The organism is Nonomuraea sp. NPDC048826 (genome assembly GCF_043198225.1).
GTDB lineage: Bacteria > Actinomycetota > Actinomycetes > Streptosporangiales > Streptosporangiaceae > Nonomuraea.
On record NZ_JBICUQ010000001.1, the window covers coordinates 956,916 to 975,043 of the forward strand.

15 protein-coding genes are annotated in these 18,128 nt (G+C 72.0%); 3 read left to right on the plus strand and 12 right to left on the minus strand.

The features are described 5' to 3' along the window. Positions 1 to 38: 38 nt before the first annotated feature. From ACGFI7_RS04730 to ACGFI7_RS04775, 10 genes are all read right to left on the minus strand, one after another. Positions 39 to 2,552: a glycoside hydrolase family 9 protein gene (locus ACGFI7_RS04730; RefSeq protein WP_393399071.1), complete on the minus strand. Its 2,514-nt coding sequence runs from the start codon at positions 2,550 to 2,552 to the stop codon at positions 39 to 41. Positions 2,553 to 2,661: 109 nt separating this feature from the next. Next, complete coding sequence (locus ACGFI7_RS04735) at positions 2,662 to 3,822, minus strand: macrolide family glycosyltransferase (protein WP_393399073.1); 1,161 nt, start codon at positions 3,820 to 3,822, stop codon at positions 2,662 to 2,664. A gap of 9 nt (positions 3,823 to 3,831) precedes the next feature. Then, positions 3,832 to 4,446 carry a hypothetical protein gene (locus ACGFI7_RS04740; RefSeq protein WP_393399077.1) on the minus strand — a complete coding sequence of 205 codons (615 nt, stop codon included), beginning with the start codon at positions 4,444 to 4,446 and terminating at the stop codon, positions 3,832 to 3,834. A 32-nt stretch (positions 4,447 to 4,478) separates the two neighbouring features. Next, positions 4,479 to 5,468: a hypothetical protein gene (locus tag ACGFI7_RS04745; RefSeq protein ID WP_393399079.1), complete on the minus strand. Its 990-nt coding sequence runs from the start codon at positions 5,466 to 5,468 to the stop codon at positions 4,479 to 4,481. A gap of 113 nt (positions 5,469 to 5,581) precedes the next feature. Continuing rightward, positions 5,582 to 5,989 (minus strand): NUDIX hydrolase, encoded by a 408-nt coding sequence (locus tag ACGFI7_RS04750; protein ID WP_393399081.1) that lies wholly within the window; start codon positions 5,987 to 5,989, stop codon positions 5,582 to 5,584. Positions 5,990 to 6,140: 151 nt separating this feature from the next. Continuing rightward, entirely contained in the window at positions 6,141 to 7,364 is a 1,224-nt protein-coding gene (locus tag ACGFI7_RS04755; RefSeq protein ID WP_393399083.1) for an acyl-CoA dehydrogenase family protein, read from the minus strand. 11 nt (positions 7,365 to 7,375) lie between these two features. Continuing rightward, positions 7,376 to 8,353, minus strand: coding sequence for an ABC transporter ATP-binding protein (locus ACGFI7_RS04760; protein WP_393399086.1), 978 nt, complete (start codon positions 8,351 to 8,353; stop codon positions 7,376 to 7,378). Then, entirely contained in the window at positions 8,343 to 10,226 is a 1,884-nt protein-coding gene (locus ACGFI7_RS04765; protein ID WP_393399089.1) for a dipeptide/oligopeptide/nickel ABC transporter permease/ATP-binding protein, read from the minus strand. The genes ACGFI7_RS04760 and ACGFI7_RS04765 overlap by 11 nt, the downstream gene beginning before the upstream one ends. Then, positions 10,219 to 11,160, minus strand: a complete 942-nt coding sequence (locus ACGFI7_RS04770) for an ABC transporter permease (protein ID WP_393399092.1) — start codon at positions 11,158 to 11,160, stop codon at positions 10,219 to 10,221. Before ACGFI7_RS04770 ends, ACGFI7_RS04765 begins: the two co-directional genes overlap by 8 nt. Further along, positions 11,157 to 12,785, minus strand: a complete 1,629-nt coding sequence (locus ACGFI7_RS04775; RefSeq protein WP_393399095.1) for an ABC transporter substrate-binding protein — start codon at positions 12,783 to 12,785, stop codon at positions 11,157 to 11,159. The genes ACGFI7_RS04770 and ACGFI7_RS04775 overlap by 4 nt, the downstream gene beginning before the upstream one ends. 140 nt (positions 12,786 to 12,925) lie before the next feature. Between ACGFI7_RS04775 and ACGFI7_RS04780 the strand changes: the two genes are divergently transcribed. Beyond that, a complete protein-coding gene (locus ACGFI7_RS04780; protein ID WP_393399098.1) occupies positions 12,926 to 13,564 on the plus strand; it encodes a TetR family transcriptional regulator in 639 nt (212 codons plus the stop codon). Here ACGFI7_RS04780 and ACGFI7_RS04785 read toward each other — a convergent pair whose 3' ends face one another. Continuing rightward, positions 13,565 to 15,088, minus strand: coding sequence for a long-chain fatty acid--CoA ligase (locus tag ACGFI7_RS04785; RefSeq protein WP_393399100.1), 1,524 nt, complete (start codon positions 15,086 to 15,088; stop codon positions 13,565 to 13,567). Then, positions 15,085 to 16,470, minus strand: a complete 1,386-nt coding sequence (locus ACGFI7_RS04790) for a PucR family transcriptional regulator (RefSeq protein ID WP_393399103.1) — start codon at positions 16,468 to 16,470, stop codon at positions 15,085 to 15,087. The genes ACGFI7_RS04785 and ACGFI7_RS04790 overlap by 4 nt, the downstream gene beginning before the upstream one ends. A 191-nt stretch (positions 16,471 to 16,661) precedes the next feature. On the opposite strand from ACGFI7_RS04790, the gene ACGFI7_RS04795 reads away from it, so the two are divergent. Next, the gene (locus ACGFI7_RS04795) at positions 16,662 to 17,420 is read left to right on the plus strand and encodes an ABC transporter ATP-binding protein (protein ID WP_393399105.1); all 759 of its coding nucleotides are present in this window, start codon (positions 16,662 to 16,664) and stop codon (positions 17,418 to 17,420) included. After that, on the plus strand, positions 17,417 to 18,127 hold the full coding sequence (locus tag ACGFI7_RS04800; RefSeq protein ID WP_393399108.1) for an ABC transporter ATP-binding protein: 711 nt from the start codon (positions 17,417 to 17,419) through the stop codon (positions 18,125 to 18,127). Before ACGFI7_RS04795 ends, ACGFI7_RS04800 begins: the two co-directional genes overlap by 4 nt. Position 18,128: the final 1 nt, after the last annotated feature.

Genomic DNA, 18,128 nt, shown 5'->3' on the forward strand with positions numbered 1-18,128 from the left:
GGCGCCGACCGGGCAGGTCGGCCGGCGCCCCGCACCGGTCATCGGCAGCGGTCGCCGTTCAGGTGGAACACCTCAGGCGCCGGGTTCGGGCCGGCGGGCGCGGACCCGGCGAAGCCGAAGGTGACGGAGCCGCCCGGGCGCAGCTTGCGGTTGCTCTTGGCGGTCACGACCGGCCCCTCCTGGGAGACGGCCGCGCCCCAGGAGTCGCGGACGCGCTGCGCGCCGGTGAACGCCCAGCGCAGCGTCCACCCGTCGAGGTGCTTGCCGCCGGCGTTGCGTACGGTGACCTCGGCCGTGAAGTTCCGCCCGCCGTGCGACCTGTAGCGGACGTCGCAGCCGGAGTGCTCCGCCCGGTCGGCCAGGAAGGCGGAGACCCAGGCCAGCGGGGCGTTCCAGTTGATGGTCAGCTCGTTCGTGGACCAGGACTCGATGTGGTCGACGTAGCAGAACTGCGGCGCGCAGCCCTGCAGCAGCCGCTGCGCGACCGGGTCCTGGATGGCCGAGTTCGGACCGCCGGAGAGCGTGCCGCGCGGCGGGTTGGGCAGCGACGCGTCGAGCTGACGGGCGTACCAGCGGCTGTGCTGGTTCTGGGACGCCACCTCGCCGTAGCCGGTCACGTACGACTGGTTGAGCGCGTTGCGGCCGAGGATGTAGTCCATGCCCTCGCGCACGCCGGCCCGGTACTTCTCCTTGCCGCTCAGGTCGTGGGCGACGGCCATCACGACCATGTTGTTGAGCACCAGGTTGTTGGAGCCCCAGTCGTAGTCCGGCGGGCCGTACGGCACCCCGTACGGGTGTTCGCGCTGGGTGGCGAGGTACTTGTCGGCGCCTTCGAGCACCGAGCGGCGCACCCGATCGCGGTCGCGGATGGCGTTCGGCACCGTGGCCAGCTCCAGCCGGCCCAGCTGGGCGGTGTTGCCCCAGTCGAAGCCGCGCTCGCGCCAGATGTCGCCGGTGTGGTGCGGTGAGGCCAGCACGAAGTCGGCGAACGCCTTCTCGCCGGTGGTGATGTACAGCTCGGCGGCGGCCCAGTAGAACTCGTCGCTCACGTCGGTGTCGGGGTAGGCGCCGCCGCCCACGCCGTCGTTCGGGTCGGCGAGCCGGTCCGGGTTCGCCACCGCCGCGGCCCACGCCTCGCGGGCCGCCGCCAGGTTGCGGGCGGCGAACGCGGCGTCGTACGGGGCGAACACGCGGGCGGCCTGGGCGGCCGTCGCGGCGAGGTTGAGCGTGGCGGCGGTGGACGGCGGGTGCAGCTCACGCGGCTGCGGGTCCAGGTGCGGCATCAGCGGAAGCCCGGTCCACGCCCTGTCGTGGATCTTGTGGTGCGCCATGCCGGCCAGCGCCTCGCCCTCCGGGACCTGCATGCTCAGCAGGAACTCCTGCTCCCAGCGGGCCTCGTCCAGCACGTCGGGGACGCCGTTGCCGCTCTCCGGGATGCGCAGCTGCCCGTCCTTGTGGGCGGCCTTGTCGCGCTCGTACAGGCTCATGAGCTGGTGGACCGAGATGCCGCCGTTGACCACGTACTTGCCGTGGTCACCCGCGTCGTACCAGCCGCCGCTGACGTCGAGCGAGTAGTCGCAGACGCCGGGCTGGCAGGGGACGCTGATGTCACCCTGGTTGGGGGACACGCCGACGTGGCCGGCGGGGCGGCCGTAGCCGGGCCGCAGGTCGTCGCGGATCTCGATGCCGCTGCGCTGGGTGTAGTAGAACTTCAGCGCGTCCACCCGCATCTCGTCGTACAGGTTGGCGGAGATGTCGAACGGGCGGCTGGTCTCGCCGTCGGCGGTGAGCGTGTAGCCGGTGCCCGGTTTGCGGTAGGAGCTGAAGTCGATGCTCTGCACCCGCTGGCCCGAGCTCTCGTCGAGGCCGCGCGGGGTGCTCTTGCCGCGTGCGACGGTACGGCCGGACGCGTTCTTCAGCTCCCAGGCCAGCGGCGCTTCCGCCTCGGTGACCACGGTCGCGTTCTTGGGGCCGTCCGGCAGGTAGCCGACCATGTTGACGCGTACCCGGGGGCCGGTGTCCGGCTCGTACTCCTCGGGCTCCGCGCCGCCCCGCAGCGACACGTCGTCCATGCACAACCTCCAGGGCTCGGCGCTGCCGCCCATCTGGAAGGCGACCTGGGCGTTGGGCAGCGAGACGGGGGCGGTGAAGGTGTACCGGTAGACGTTGCCCGACACGCTCATCTCCGGCGCGGCCGACAGGTACTGGGTCCACGGGTCGACGGGCAGCTGCACCAGTGCCCTGCCGACCTTGGCCGGGGTGGCCGAGGCGTAGAACGAGAACGCGTACGTCTCGCCCTCGACCAGCGGCAGGTTGTCCTGGCCGATGATGACGTCCCACGGGTTGGCGGTGCCGCCGGGGACGTCCACGCAGAGCCGGCCGTCCTCGACGCCGAGCGTGACGTTGCCGGTGCCCCACCAGGGGGCGGTGCCGGCGTCGAAGGTGCCGTTGACGATCTGCTCCGGGCCCTCGTCGGCGGCGTGTGCCGGGACGGCGGGGGCGAGGGCGAACGCGGTGAGCAAGGCTAATGCCGCGGCCAGGCGTCTGGTCATGGATGATCCTCAAGGGAGGCGATTGGGAGCGCTCCCAGATCTTCCGGCCCCTGGTGCCGCCCCGTCAACGGGCTGGGCCATCAGCCCTGGTCGGCCGATGAAACTTTCATCACCGGGTTAGTTCGGCCTCGATGAGGTCGGCCGCCCGCGCCGTGCCGCCCTCGGTGCGGGCCTCCTTCCGCAGCCGCTCCACCCGCGCCGCCACCTGAGAGTCGCCGGTCAGGCCGAGCAGGGCGCTCCTGAGCGCCTCCGCCGTGGCGTCGGCCGTGTCGATGCGGCGGGCCACGCCCAGCTCCACCAGCCGATCGGCGTTCATGAACTGGTCGACCGCCTGCGGCACCGCGATCATCGGCACCCCGGCCAGCAGGCCCTCGCCGCAACCGCCCATGCCCGCGTGCGTGACGAACGCGTCGGCCCGCTCCAGGATCGCCTGCTGCGGCACCCAGGAATGGACCTCCACGTTGCCCGGGATCGGGCCCAGCTCGGCCGGGTCGACGTGCTTGCCGATCTGCAGCACCACGTGCCAGCCGGGCAGGTCGCCGAACGCGGCCAGGCACCGCCGGTAGAACTCCGGCTGCCGGGTGTAGGCCGAGCCGAGCGAGATCAGCAGCACGTTCGCCGCCCCGGCCGGGCGCTCCCAGGCCTCGGCGGGCTTCTTGCACGGGCCGACGAACGTCACCCCGTCGTCCACCCGGTCGGCGTGCGGCTGCATGGCCCGGGGGATCAGCGCCAGGCAGCGGGCCGGGCGGCCGGCGAAGGCGTCGGCGTCGGTCGTGGTGGCGCCGTTGCCCGCCAGCCACCCGGCGAACCGCTCCCGGTAGGAGTCGGCGCCGGGCAACCGCCAGAGCGGCGCCGCCACCTCCTCCGCGTAGCCGTCCCACGCCACCATGGACGGGGAGAGCTGCACGAGCGGCCGGCCCTGCCGCTCGGCCAGCGCCCGCGCCGCGTAGCCGCCGATGTCGTACAGGTAGAGATCGGCGGGCTCCTCCCCGTACGCCGCCTCCAGCTGCGGCAGCATCCGGATGTTGTCCTCCAGGAAGATCCGCATGGCCGCGATCGGGTCGTCAGGCCAGTCGTGGTCGGCGACGGGCAGCGTGGACGAGTACGGCACCAGCTCGGCGCCCGCGCCCGTCACCACCTCGGCCACGGCCGGGTCGTTGGCGTAGGTCACGCGGTGCCCGCGCGCCACCAGCTCCCCGATGACCTCGATGCCCGGCAGGACGTGGCTGATGGCGGGGATGCCGACCATCGCGATGTGGGCGTGGCTCATACGATGATCCTAACGAGGGCGCCTCCGTACGAACGCCCACGTCAGCACGGTCACCAGGGCGACCGCCGCCGCGACCGCCGTCAGCACGGCGAGCGCGACGGGGAACCCCGCGGACTCGGCGGCCCCGGGCTCCGCCTTCAGCGACGCGCCCGGGGCGGCCAGCGGCTTCGGCGCCTCGCCCGTGTCGGCCGCGACCAGGGGCTCGGGGATCTCCTGCCCGTCGGCCGTGACCAGGGCCCCCGCGCCCCGGGCCAGCACCTCGTTGCCCGAGCAGAGCGACGTGCTCAGCCCGTCATCCCCCTCGCGGGCGAACACCAGGTAGCGCCGCCCCTTCTCGAACGTGTAGCCGCAGGCGGCCCCCTCAGCCCTGGTGACCACCTCGAACTCGGCCCGTTCCCGGCCCTTGAACACGCGGTCGGCCCTCAGCGTCGCCGTCACCCGCCCGCCGTTCAGCATCGGCTCGTCCACCCGGACGCGCGTGGCTGTCGCGGTGAAGACGGCGTCCGCCTCGCGCACCCGCTCGGCCGGCTCCAGCGGCACGCACTTGCAGGCGTACGCGGTGCCCCCGCCCAGCACCAGGAACCCCGTCACCAGGGCGAGCACAGCCAGAAATCGGATCATCATGCTTTCCGACACGTATGCCACACGAGATCGGTTCATCGGACGAAGCCGACCCGCTCGATGTGGGGTTCGTGCTCGGCGACGCCGACGACCAGCTTCTCCTTGACGAGGTCCAGGGTGGCGCCGCCGGAGATGGCCACCCTCTGGAAGGTCTGCGTACGGCCGCGCGCCCGCTTCACGATGACGTGCCGGTCGTCGTACCAGCCGGCGAAGGCGCGGGCGCCCTTGGCGAGCCGGTGCACGATCTTCCCGGTCCGCGTGTCGACGATGCCGATCGGGCCCCTGCCGACGGCGTCCTCGCCGAGGAACGTGGCGAACAGGCGGCCGGAAGGCGAGACGACGGACACCGCGGCCCGCTCGTCGAACCGGCCCACGCCCTGGTAGAAGCGCTGCCGCCGGCCGTCCATGCCGTAGACGCCGATCTTGCCCCGGTCGTCGTGGCGGGCCATCATCCGGCCGGGACCGGCGAAGAAGAAGCGGTGGTCGTGGCCGACGGCCCAGTCGGACACCCGGCGCCGGGGGCCGGCCTCGACCAGGCGGGGGACGCGGTCGTCCGGGTTCAGCGTGACGAACCCGATGACGGTGTGCTCGTTCTCGCGGTGCCTCTCGAAGGCGGTGAACAGCAGCGTGCGGCCGTCCGCCGACCACTCCGGCGAGCTCACCGGGGCGGGCATCTCGACGGTGTGGGCGCGGCCGGTCCTGCGGTCGATCAGATCGATCTTCTTGGCCGGGATCCACAGGCGGACGTCGGGGACCGCGGCCACCCACCGGCGGCCGGGCGCGACCAGGGTGTCGCGGTACTCGGTCCGGACGAACTTGTCACCCTTGCGCAGGTAGGCACGGTGAGCCTGGGCCCCGTCCCAGACCACCGAGTACGACTCCAGCCGCACCCCGGCCGAGTCGTTCACCGTCCCCACGGTCCCCGCGAGTTTCAGCCACGGCCGGTCGCCGGCGACCGCCGGCGACGCCCCGGCCACCCCGACCGCCAGCGCGGCGAGCACCGCGGCGATGGATCTCGTCAGCATGATGTCCCCTTTTCGATCACCTCCTTAGACACGTGATCAAGAAAGGCGGTTCGGGGCCGGCGGCTGCTCATCATGACCTACCCGGGCCGGGGCCAGGAGCGGGTGGTGCACCGTCAGCCGGGCGCGACCTCGTAGCGGGCGTCCGGGGTCAGGCCGAGGACGTGGGCCGTCGCGGGGAAGAGCGGTGACGGGAGCCGGTCCGGCGGGAACCACTTCCAGGACCGGAAGACCCGCGGCTCGGTCACTTGGGGCGCGTCGTCGCCCAGGCTCACCGCCACCGCCGCCGTCACCCGCGCCGTCCCGTCCGGGTGGTCGAGCGTCACGGTCAGCACGCGGGGCGGCCCGGCGTCCGCGATGCCGGTCTCCTCGCGCAGCTCCCGTACGGCGGCGTCCTCGAAGCTCTCCCCGGCCTCGACCGCGCCGCCGGGCAGGCACCACGACGGCTCCTCGCCGTCCTTGACCCGCCGCCCGAGCAGCACCCGCCCCTCGGCATCCGTCACCACCACACCGACCCCGATCACCGGTCACGTCCTTCCTGCTCGCCGACACCAGCATTATCGAAGCCGCGCCGTCACAGGAGGCGCCCGGGCGGTGTCCCCGCGCTGAACCCGGGTGACGGCCGCCGCCCGGTGGCAGGTGGGGCGGCGGCCGTCCCGGCCCCGGGACGGGGGGTCAGAGGGGCAGGTCGCCGGTGGCGGTGGTGGTGGAGCCGGTGGCCTGGTAGGCGGCGATGGTGCGTTCGGCGATGCGCATCTGGTGGATCTCGTCGGCGCCGTCGGCGAAGCGGGCCCAGCGGGCGTGCTGGAACATGTGGGCCAGCGGCGTGTCGGTGGAGTAGCCGAGGGCGCCGTGGACCTGGATGGCCCGGTCGATGATGCGGTTGAGGCTGTTGGCCACGAAGTGCTTGGCCATCGACACCTCGGTGCGGAAGTCCTCGCCACGGTCGATCTTGTAGGCGGCGTGCAGCACCATCAGCTTGCACTGGTACAGCTCCATCGCCGAGTCGGCGATCAGCCACTGGACGCCCTGCTTCTCGGCCAGCAGGGAGCCGTGGCTGTAGCGGTTGAGCGCCCGGTCGACCATCATGTCCAGGGCCGTCTCCGCCTGGGAGATCCAGCGCATGCAGTGGGCGAGCCGGGCCGGGCCGAGTCGATACTGGCCGAGCCGGTGGCCGTTGCCGCGCCCGCCGAGCACCTGGCTGTCGGCGACCCGCAGGTCCTTGATGACGATCTCGCTGTGGCCGGTCGAGCCGTGCATGGTCTCGACCTCGCGCACGTCGTTCCAGCCCTGCTGGGGCAGGTCGACGAGGAAGGCCGTGTTGGCGCCCCGGCTGCCTTCGGGGACGTCGTCCTCGGTCCTGGCGATGAGGATGGCGAAGCTCGCCCGGCGGGCGTTGGAGATGAACCACTTGTGCCCGTTGATCACCCACTCGTCGCCGTCCTTGACCGCCCGGGTGCGGATCAGGGTGGGGTCGGACCCGGCCACCTCGGGCTCGGTCATGGCGAAGCAGGACATCGCCCGGCCTTCCAGCAGCGGCCGGAGGTACTTCTCCTTCTGCTCGTCGTCCGCCCAGTGCAGCAGCGTGTGCATGTTGCCCTCGTCGGGGGCCTGGCAGTTGAGCACCCACGGGCCGAGCCGGGTCTTGGCCGCCTCCGACTGGACCATCGCCAGCTCGACGTGGCCGAGCCCCATGCCGCCCCACTCCTTCGGCATGTGCGGCAGCCACAGCCCCTCGGCCTTGGCCTTCTCGCGCAGCGCGAAGATGCCGCGCAGGTAGGCGTCCCGGTCGCGCTCGCTCAGTTCCTCGCTCGCGGGGATCACGACCTCCTGGATGAAGGCGCGTACCCGCTTGCGGATCTCCTCGTGCTCGGGGGCGAGGGTGAAATCGATGGCCATGAGGCGCTCTCCTAGCTGTCGGGGAAGTGGCAGGCGACGTAGTGGTCGCCGCCGTTCACCGGGCGGATCTCGGGCTCCTCGCGCGCGCACTTCTCGGCGGCGCGCGGGCAGCGGGTACGGAAGCGGCAGCCGGAGGGCGGGTCGACCGGCGACGGCGGCTCGCCGCTGATGAGCCGGTCCGCCGGGGGCAGGTCGAGCCCGCTACCGGGGATGGCGGCGAGCAGCGCCTTGGTGTACGGGTGGGCGGGGCGGGCGATGAGCTCCTCACTGGGCGCCAGCTCGCACGTCTTGCCCAGATACATCACCATGATCCGGTCACTGACGTTCTTCACCACGGCCAGGTCGTGGGCGATGAACACCAGGGTCAGCCGGTAGCGCTCCTTGAGATCCTCCAGCAGGGCGAGGATCTGCGCCTGCACCGACACGTCCAGCGCCGACACCGGCTCGTCGCAGATCACCACCTCGGGATCCAGCACCAGCGCCCGCGCGATCGAGACGCGCTGGCACTGGCCGCCGGAGAACTCGTGCGGCCGGCGCACCGCCGCCGTCGCCGGGTCCAGGCCCACGGCCTCCAGCACCTCGTCGACCTTGTCGGTGCCGGATCCCCACACCAGCGGGCCCTCTTCGACGATCTCCCGGACGCGGCGGCGCGGGTTCAGCGACGAGATCGGGTCCTGGAAGATCATCTGGAGCCGCCGCCTGACCCGGCGCAGCGCCTCGCCGCGCAGCGCGGTCAGGTCGAGCCCGTCCAGCCGCACCGCGCCGGCCTGCGGGCGGGGGAGCTGGATGAGCGCCTTGGCGGTGCTCGACTTGCCGCAGCCGGACTCGCCGACGATGCCCAGCGTCTCGCCCTTGACCAGGTCGAAGCTCACGCCGGAGACCGCTCTGACCGTGCGGCCGCGTCCGGCGGGGAACTCCACGTACAGATTCTCGACCTGAAGCAGCACCTCGTCACGCGGGCGCAGGTGCGCCGTCCCGCTACCGGCCATGGGTCTCAGCTCCTTCGGGTGCCTCGCTGACGGCCGTGCCGGTCGGGTACCAGCAGGCGTAGTGGTGCTCGCCGGCCTCCGCCACCAGCGGGGGCGCCTCCTCGGCGCACCGGTCCTGGGCGTACGCGCAGCGCGGCCGGAACGGGCAGCCGGGCGGCACGTCGGACAGGTCCGGCGGGCGGCCGGGGATGACGCGCAGCCGGTGGTGCGAGGGGTCGGTGAGCCGGGGCGCGGCCTGCAGCAGGGCCTCGGTGTACGGCATCCGGGGCCGGGCGAAGACCTGTTCGGCGGGGCCGTGTTCGACGACCTTGCCCGCGTACATGACGATCACCTCGTCGGCCCACTGCCGCACCACGGACAGGTCGTGGCTGACCAGCACCACGGCCATGTCGCGTTCCTCGCGCATCCGGTGGATGAGGCGGAGCACCTGGTCCTGGATGGTGACGTCGAGCGCGGTCGTGGGCTCGTCGGCGAAGAGCACGTCGGGGCCGCAGGACAGGGCCATGGCGATGGTGACCCGCTGGCGCATCCCGCCGGAGAGCTGGTGCGGGTAGCGGCGCAGCATGCGGGCCGGGTCGGGGATGCCGACCGAGGCGAGCAGCCGCACGGCCTCCTCCCTGGCCTGTTTGCGGCTCATGCCGAGGTGCACCCGGAGCGGCTCGGTCACCTGGGTGCCGATGGTGCGGACCGGGTTGAGCGCGGTCATCGGGTCCTGGAAGACGGTGCCGAGCCGGCGGCCGAGCACCTGGCGCATCTCCCCGGGGGTGAACGCCGTCAGGTCGTCGCCCTCCAGGTGGACGTGCCCGCCCCGGGACACGTCGGTGGCGGGCAGCAGGCCGAGGATGGTACGGATCAGCATCGACTTGCCGGACCCGGACTCGCCCACGATGGCCAGGGTCTTGCCGCGCTCCAGGGTGAAGGACACCCCGTCGACCGCCTTGACGGTGCCGCGTGGCGTGTGGATGTGCGTGCGCAGGTGGTCGGCCTGGAGCAGGGCGCCGTTCACCGGGCGCGGGGCCGGTCCGGCGGGCAGCGGGGCGGCCTGCCTGGCCGGCTCCAGCCCGCTCTGCCGCACGTCGGTCAGCGCCCGGAGGCGGTCGCCGACCAGGTTGAACGCGAGCACGGTGAGGAACATGACGATCGACGGCGCCAGCACCACGTGCGGGGCGTCCTCCATCAGGGTGCGGCCCTCGTTGATGAGCCCGCCCCAGGTCGGGGTGGGCGCCTGCACCGACAGGCCGAGGAAGGCCAGGCTGCCTTCGGCCACGATGACCACGGCCATCCCGATGAAGGCGTAGGAGGCGGCCGGGACCGCCACGTTCGGCATGATCTCCCGCCACAGGATGCGGCGGTCGCGTACCCCGAGCACCCGGGCGGCGAGCACGAATTCCCGCTCGGCGAAGGTGAGCGTGGTGCCGCGGATCAGCCGGACCCAGGCGGGGATGCCGAGCACGCCGAGCACGATGAGCACGTTGCGCAGGCTGGCCCCGGCGAACGCCACCACGGCCAGCGCGAACACCAGCGACGGGAAGGCCAGCGCGATGTCGTTGGCCGCCATGATCACCGCGTCCGCGAGACCCTTGCGGTATCCGGCCAGGATGCCGAGCGGCGCGCCCAGCCCCAGGCCGAGCACCACCGCGCCGATGCCCACGCCCAGGGAGACCCGGGCGCCGTGCACGACCCGGCTGAACACGTCGCGGCCGAGCCCGTCGGTGCCGAACGGGTGCTCCGCGCTGGGGCCGGACCGGGGCGGGCCGACCAGCGTCTCGTCGTAGCCGGGGATCGGCAGCAGGTCGGCCAGCGCCGCGGCGGCCACGACCAGCCCGATCCACGCGGTCGCGATCCAGAATCCGGGTCCGAGGCGCCTACGCACGACGAATCCTCGGGTCGACGACCGCGTACACGACGTCCACCAGGAAGTTGACCAGCACGTAGCCGACCGAGATCAGCACGACGCCTCCCTGCACGGTCAGATAGTCGCGGGAGAAGATGGAGTCGACGATGAGCCGCCCGATGCCGGGCAGCCCGAAGAGCGTCTCGATGATCACCGTGCCGCCGATGAGGGCGCCGAGGTTGAGCCCCACGGCGGTGATCAGCGAGATCGCCGACGGACGCAGCGCGTGCCGCCACAGGATGCGGCGCGGCGACAGGCCGCGGGCCCTGGCCAGCGTGATGTAGTCCTCCTGGAGGGTGGCGATCAGGTCGGCGCGCAGCAGCCGCGCGTAGACGGCGAGCTGCCCGCAGCCGAGCGTGATGGCGGGCAGCAGCACCGAGGTGATGTTCCAGCCCAGGTCCACCGAGATGGGCGTCCACCCGGTGGCGGGCACGATCTGCCAGGTGACGGCGAAGACCAGGATGAGCAGCACGCCGAGCACGAACACCGGCGTCGACAGCAGCGCGAAGCTCATCGCGGTGAGCGCCTGGTCGAGCGCGCCCCCGGCCCGGCGGGCGGCGGCCACGCCCACCGGGATCGCCAGGCCGAGCGCCACGATCTGCGCGGCGACGAGCAGTTCCAGCGTGACCGGCAGCCGCTCGACCAGCTCGTCGGCGACCGGCACCCGGGAGATGTAGGAGGTGCCCCAGTCGCCGGTGGCCAGGCCGCCCAGCCAGTCCGCGTAGCGGACCACCAGCGGCTGGTCCAGCCCCATGTCCAGACGGAGCTGGGCCCGCGCCTCCTCCGTCGCCGAGATGCCGAGGATCTGCGTGGTGGGGTCACCCGGCAGGAGGTTGAGCAGCACGTAGGACAGGAACGTCACCACGAGCAGCACCACCACCAGCCGGATGAGCCGGTTGACCGCGAGACTCACTGCGTGCTGACCCAGATCTGGGAGAACGGGTGGTACGGGATCGGCGAGCCGGTCAGCGGCAGGCCCTTCTCCCCGTCGGGCAGCACCTGCTCGCCGATGCCGCGGACCTTGGCCTTGGTGATGATCGCCCCCGTGGTGAGGTGGTCGAGGAACACGTACGGCACCTGGTCGCGCATCCGCTCCTGGACCGTCGCGTACGCCTTCTTGCGGGTGGCCTCGTCAGGCGACATCCGGCCGATGTCCAGAGCTTTGCTGAGCTGCTCGTCCTTGAGCCGGGAGAAGTTGAGCGAGACCTTGCCGACGGGCTGGGCGTAGGCCTGGTGCAGCCAGATGTACTCGCCGTCGGGGTCGGAGGAGGAGAACGCGACCCACACGGTGGCGTTGTAGTTGCCGATGACCGCGCGGTTGATCAGGTCGGGCTGGTCGGCCTGCTTGATCGTCACCTCGATGCCGGCCTTGCGCCACATGTCCTGGGCCAGTTCGACGCCCTGCATGGTGTTGGGGTCGGGGGTGGAGATCACCTCGAACTTGATCGGGCCCTTCTCCGCCTCGACCTCCTTCACCAGGGCGGTGGCCTTGGCCAGGTCGTACTCGGGGTAGGCGCCCTGGTCGGAGAACCACTTGGTCTCCTTGGACCACGGCCCGTCGGCGGGTTCGGTCAGCCCGCCGCGCAGGGTCGAGACGACGGCCTTGCGGTCGGTCGCGTGGGCCAGCGCCCGGCGCACCCGCACGTCGTCGAGCGGCGAGACGGCGGTGTTGAGCATGAACGTGTACTCGGGCACCGGCATGCCCTGGGCGCGGTGCACCGCGTAGGCGTCCTTCTGCTCGCCGTACTTGAGGATGTCCTCGTCGCGGGTGGTGCCCATGGCGTCGATGCCGCCGGCCTCCAGCGTCTGGGCCCTGGTCTGGCTGTCAGGGAGGATGCGGAACTCGATCTCGTCCAGGTGGGGCAGGCCGTCGCGCCAGTAGCGGGGGTTCTTGGTCACCACCATCCGGCTGTCCGGCACGTACTCCTTGAACATGAACGGGCCGGTGCCGACCGGCTTGAGGCTGGCGGTCTTGGGGTCGGTCAGCGACGCGGGCGGCACGATCATGCCGACCTGCGCGGACAGGTAGTAGGGGAACGCCACCCAGGGCTGCTTGAGCTTGACCGTGACCGTCATCGGGTCCGTGAGCTCGACGGATTCGAGCGGCTGGAAGACGGCCGTGTTGAGCGGGGACGCCTTCTGCGCCTCCAGGTTGGCCTTGACCACGTCGCCGGTCAGCGCGATGCCGTCGTGGAAGGAGATGCCCTCCCTGACCTTGATCGCCCACTCGTCGTACTTGTCGTTGGGGGTGAGCGATTCCGCCAGATACGGCTTCCAGTCGCCGTTGGCGTCCATGCTCACCAGTGGTTCGATGATCGTGGTGACCATGCTGTAGCTCTGCGCCGCGAACTGGTCGGTCACCGGGTTGAGCCCGTTGGCGTCGGCGCTGAGCCCGTAGACCAGCCGCCCGCCCGACTTGGGCGACGACGAATCCGTCGTCGCCTCGCCCGCCGGGCTGGCGGTGGGCCGCTCACCGCTGCACGCCACCAATGTCATAACCGCCAGCGCGAGCACCAACGGCCTCTTCCAGCGTTTCATCAACGCCTCCTCCCGGTCATCCCCCCGAGAGCAATTTCACCGATAGTACTATCGGTGAAAATCCGCACAAGCGCTAGAGGGCGATCGTTACCCGGGGACTCGGTCGAACTACAGTTATCGGTGGACGAGAGAGGGTGCCCGTGACCAACACACCGCTCACCAGGAGCGAGGCCAAGGATCTGACCCGGCGCAGGCTCATCAAGGCCGCCCTGCGGATCCTCGACGAAGAAGGCGAGGCCGGCCTGACCACGGTCAAGGTCGCCAAGGCCGCGGGCATCGCGCAGTCCAGCTTCTACGTCCACTTCAAGGACAAGCAGGACCTGCTGCGCGCTCTCGGCGACGAGGGCGGTGAGCGGCTGCGCCGGGCCATGCGCGAGGCCCGCCGCCAGGCCCGTGAGGCGCCCAGCGAGCTGGAGAGCCACCGTGACACCTTCCGCATCCCGCTGGAGGCCATCTCCCGCCACCCCGAGCTGCTGCGCATCCAGCTGCGCGCCCGCCACGACCCGTCCTCGCCGCTGCGCGAGTTCGCGCTGGAGAGCGCCAAGGCCTACCGCGACCACCACGCCGCCGACCTGGCCGCGCTCGGCTACACCGCCGACAACGAGCACGACAGGCGGCGGCTGGAGATGATCGCCGAGGGCATCAACGCGGCCACCAACGCGCTGGCGCTCGGCCACCTGGAAGGCCGCTACCCCGAGATCGAGGAGGCCGTCGACGTCCTGGTGGCGCTGTCGAGAGGCGCCCTGCGGTGGCTGCGCGCCACCCAGCCGGGTTCCTGATCAGATCAGGCCGCGCTCGGCCCGCCCGCCGCCGGCTCCGGCCGGCGGGGGGAGCGAGGTGAGCCCGATCGCGCGTTTGAGTATCTTGCCGGTCGGGCTCACCGGGAGCTCGTCGCAGACCGAGAGGTGCCGGGGATACTTGTAGGCCGCCACCCGATCCTTGACGAAGGCGCGCAGCTCGTCGAGGCTGACCGGCTCGCGCAGCGCCACCACGGCGGCGATCTCCTCGCCCAGCTCCGGGTGCGGCACCCCGACGACCGCGGCCTGCCGCACCGCCGGGTGCTCGTAGAGCACCTCCTCCACCTCGCGCGGGTAGACCGTGTAGCCGCCGCGCAGGATCACGTCCCTGCGCCGGTCGACGAGGAAGAAGAACCCGTCATCGTCCACCCGGCCCAGGTCGCCGGTGTGGAACCAGCCGTCCTTGATGGCCTCGGCGGTGGCGTCGGGGTTGTTCCAGTAGCCCTTCATCACGTTCGGGCCGCGCACCACGATCTCGCCGATCTCGCCGCACGGCACCGGGCGGCCGTCCTCGCCGACCACGCGCATCTCGATGCCGCGCACCGGCCAGCCGATCGAGCCGGGCCGGCGGCCCGCGCCGGCGCGGTTGGTGGCGGCCACCGCGGACGTCTCGCTGAGCCCGTACCCCTCGACGATCGCGCAGCCGAACCGCTCCTCGAAGGCGCGCAGCACGTCCAGCGGCAGCGGCGCGCCGCCGGAGACGCAGATGCGCAGCAGCGACAGGTCGGACGCGCCCGGGTGGTCGAGCAGCGCGATGTACATGGTCGGCACGCCCTGGAAGACGGTCACCCCGTCGCGGCGGATCACCTCCAGCGCCCGGCCCGCGTCGAAGCGGCTCATCAGCGTGAGCCGCGCCCCGGCGTGCACGGTGGCGTTGAGCGAGCACGTCTGGCCGAAGGAGTGGTAGAGCGGCAGCGCGCCGAGCACCACGTCGTCCACGCCGAGCGCGTGCATGCGGGCCACGAGCGCCGCGTTGCCGCCCAGGTTGCCGTGGGTCAGCTCGATGCCCTTGGCCCGGCCCGTGGTGCCCGCGGTGTAGTGGATCACCGCGGTGTCGTCGTCGTCCCGCGCGGTCACCTCGGTGTCGGCGGGCAGCCCGCGCAGCAGCCGGCGGAACTCGTCGGGGACCACGAAGAAGCAGTCGGTCCCAGTGGCGGCCGTGCCGGCCTCGGCGGTCTCGGCGAACGCGTGCCAGGCGACCAGCAGCCGCGGCCCGCAGTCGCTCACGTACGCGGCGATCTCACGCTTGCGCAGCAGCGGGTCGAGCGGCACCACGACGGCGCCCATCCGCAGCACGCCGTAGTAGACGGCGGCGAACTCGGGCACGTTCGGCAGCATGATCGCCACCCGGTCGCCGATCCCGATGCCGCGGCGGCGCAGCAGCGTCGCCACCCGCGCGGACATCAGGTCGAGCGCCATGTAGCTGAGCACCGCGTCGTCCAGCGTGATGGCCGCCCGGTCGCCGAGTCGCTCGGCGCAGGTGTGGAGCCGGTCGGCGAGGTTCATGGAGAAGACCGTACGTCGGAGATCCCCCGGTCCTCATTGGTCGCGGTGGCCAGTCTTTTCCGCTCGGGATTGGTGGGAGGCAGCGAGTCCTGCAACGCGATCGCGACGAGCAGCTCGACGAGATCGTTGATGCGGCGCAGGCTCCGGCCGGTGCGCTCCTGGATGCGGCGCAGCCGGTACTGCGCGGTGTTGGGGTGGATCTGCAGGTCTTCGGCGGCGCTGCGCAGGTTGAGGTCGGCGGCGGCGAACGCGCGGATCGTGGCGGTCAGCACCCCGCCCCTGGCCCGGTCCTCGTCGAGCAGCGCGGTGATCCGCGGGTCGACGAGGTTGCGCGCGGTGTCGTCGGCGCCCAGGGCGAGGTACTGGAAGGGCGTGATGCGCGGCAGCGCGGCCACCCCGCCGTCCTCCGGCAGGAATTCGAGGACCGCCCGCGCCTCCTGGTAGGCCTGGGGGATCTGCGCGATGCCCGCGCCCACGGTGCTGATGCCCATCGCGAGCACGATACCTTCGGCCAGCAGCGACTCCCGCAGCGCCTGCAGCCGATCACACAGCTCCTCCGGGTCGCCGTTCTGACCGAGCACCGGGACGGCCACGATCTCCGACTGGCGGACCACCGACAGCGTGCGTCCCCCGGTCCTGTCGGTCATCCGGGCCAGGGCCGCGCACGCGGCGTGCCGGGCGTCCGCGCCCCGGTCGGGGCCGCGCGGCACCACGCCCTGCGGGCTGAGCACCACCGCGACCACCACCAGCAGCGGCGTGCGGGTGTCCGGGCAGAGGCCGTGCGCCTGCGCGGCGGCGAGCTGCGGGCCGCGTGTCGGCACCGCCCCGGCCAGCAGCGTCTCCAGCAGGTCCCGTGTCTCGCGCACCGCCTCCGCGGCCGCGTACTGCTGGAACTCCATGTACGCGTTGGCGGCGTGCGTGCTGGCGAAGTCGCAGTAGCGCATGAGCGGGGCCGCCAGCGACAGCGCCGCCTCGCGCCCGGCGTAGGTGTGGCCGGCCCTGGCCAGCACCGACTCCCAGAACACCTGCTGACCCACCCGGAAGGCGTTGATGTAGTCGGCCAGCGCCACCCCGGCCCTGGCCCGGCGCATCGCGGCCTGACGCACGTAGGCGATGTCCTCCGGCCTCACCGTCCGGTCCTCGAACAGCACGGCGAGCTTGCCCCGGTAGTGGCGCACCACCTGGTCGCGCACGTCGGCCAGGAACGCCTCGCTCTGGGCGGCGTAGGCGGGGATCTCGGCGCGCATCGTGGCCACCGCGATCTCGGCCAGCCTGTCGAGGTCGGAGAGCAGTTCGGAGAGGATCCGGGCACGCTGCGTCCGGACCGGCTCCGTACCAGTGAACGTTTCCGCGCCGGCGCGACCGCCGGTACCACTGGACATGTCCGGGATGATCCTCGCCGGTTGCGGGGAGGTCAACGGCTCGTAACCGCTCCGAGACAGTCGCTGTGTCCCGTGGACAACCTTCCGCGCGCATGTTGGGTCGCCGTGCCCAATGCGGTCACGGAGGGGCCGAACCTACGCTGACCCCAACTTCAGAACATTCTTCCGCTCGCAGTGCCCCAGGAGGCCGGATGCTGGAAGTACACGATCTCACCGTCCGGTTCGGCGGCATCACGGCGCTCGACGGCGTCGGGTTCTCCGTGGCGAACGGCGAGATGGTGGGCCTGATCGGTCCGAACGGCGCCGGCAAGACCACCCTGTTCAACTGCCTGACCCGTCGCTACCGGGCCGACGAAGGGCGGGTCCGCTACGAGGGCGAGGACCTGCTCGCGGCGCCGCCGCACGCCATCGCGGGGCTCGGCATCGCCCGTACGTTCCAGAACCTCGGCCTGTTCCCGCGCGTCTCCGTCCGGGACAACGTGCTGGTCGGGGCGCACCACCGGGGCCGGGCCGGGTTCCTCACGGCGGCGCTGCGGCTGCCCGGGGTGCGCGGCGAGGAGCGGCGGCTGCGCGCCGAGGCCGACGCCCTGCTGGAGCGGCTCGGCCTGTCCGCGGTCGCCGACCATCCGGCGGCCGGGCTGCCGTTCGGCACGCTCAAACGGGTGGAGCTGGCCAGGGCGCTGGCCGCGGAGCCGCGCCTGCTGCTGCTGGACGAGCCGGTCAACGGGCTCAACTCGGCCGAGGTGGAGGAGTTCGCCGGCACCCTGCGCGCCCTCCGCGAGGACCTGGACCTGACCGTGGTGGTGGTCGAGCACCACATGGGCTTCGTCATGAGCACCTGCGACCGGATCGTGTGCCTGGACTTCGGCAAGAAGATCGCCGAAGGCCCGCCGGCGGAGATCCAGCGCGATCCCGGCGTCATCGAGGCCTACCTGGGGACGGCGGTATGAGCGAGCTGGTGGTCACCGGGCTGAACGCCGGATACGGCGGCGCCCAGGTGCTGCACGACGTCACCTTCACCGTGGGCGAGGGCGAGATCTGCGCCATCCTCGGCCCCAACGGGGCGGGCAAGACGACCCTGCTGCGGGCGTTGTCCGGCATGGTCAAGGGGCGCGGCGGCGTCCGGCTCGGCGACGCCGAACTGCTCGGCCGCTCGCCCGACGCGCTGGCCAGGATGGGCGTCGCGCACGTCCCCGAGGGCCGGGGCACGTTCATGCCGCTCACCGTCGAGGAGAACCTGCGCCTGGGCGCCTTCACCCGGCGCGACCGCCTGGAGCAGGACCTCGACCGCATCTACAGCTACTTCCCCGCGCTGAAGCCCCGGCTCAAGCAGGCGGCGGGCAGCCTCAGCGGCGGCGAGCAGCAGATGCTCGCCCTCGGCCGGGCGCTCATGCTGCGCCCACGGCTGCTCCTGCTGGACGAGCCGTCGCTCGGCCTCGCCCCGCTGATCACCCGGGAGCTGTTCCGGATCGTGCGGACCATCAACGAACAGGAGCGCACCACCGTGGTCGTCGTCGAGCAGAACGCCCATCTCGCCCTGGGCGTCGCCCAGCAGGCGCACGTCCTGGAAACCGGGCGGATCGTGCTGTCGGGCACGGCGGCGCAGATCCAGGAGGACGAGCAGGTCGCCCAGTCCTATCTCGGATACCGGGTCTGAC

Coding starts and splice junctions, on each gene's coding strand:
- ACGFI7_RS04730 (WP_393399071.1), bottom strand. CDS start 2,552: ATGACCAGACGCCTGGCCGCGGCATTAGCCTTGCTCACCGCGTTCGCC.
- ACGFI7_RS04795 (WP_393399105.1), top strand. CDS start 16,662: ATGCTGGAAGTACACGATCTCACCGTCCGGTTCGGCGGCATCACGGCG.
- ACGFI7_RS04740 (WP_393399077.1), bottom strand. CDS start 4,446: ATGATGATCCGATTTCTGGCTGTGCTCGCCCTGGTGACGGGGTTCCTG.
- ACGFI7_RS04735 (WP_393399073.1), bottom strand. CDS start 3,822: ATGAGCCACGCCCACATCGCGATGGTCGGCATCCCCGCCATCAGCCAC.
- ACGFI7_RS04760 (WP_393399086.1), bottom strand. CDS start 8,353: ATGGCCGGTAGCGGGACGGCGCACCTGCGCCCGCGTGACGAGGTGCTG.
- ACGFI7_RS04790 (WP_393399103.1), bottom strand. CDS start 16,470: ATGTCCAGTGGTACCGGCGGTCGCGCCGGCGCGGAAACGTTCACTGGT.
- ACGFI7_RS04785 (WP_393399100.1), bottom strand. CDS start 15,088: ATGAACCTCGCCGACCGGCTCCACACCTGCGCCGAGCGACTCGGCGAC.
- ACGFI7_RS04755 (WP_393399083.1), bottom strand. CDS start 7,364: ATGGCCATCGATTTCACCCTCGCCCCCGAGCACGAGGAGATCCGCAAG.
- ACGFI7_RS04800 (WP_393399108.1), top strand. CDS start 17,417: ATGAGCGAGCTGGTGGTCACCGGGCTGAACGCCGGATACGGCGGCGCC.
- ACGFI7_RS04775 (WP_393399095.1), bottom strand. CDS start 12,785: ATGAAACGCTGGAAGAGGCCGTTGGTGCTCGCGCTGGCGGTTATGACA.
- ACGFI7_RS04745 (WP_393399079.1), bottom strand. CDS start 5,468: ATGCTGACGAGATCCATCGCCGCGGTGCTCGCCGCGCTGGCGGTCGGG.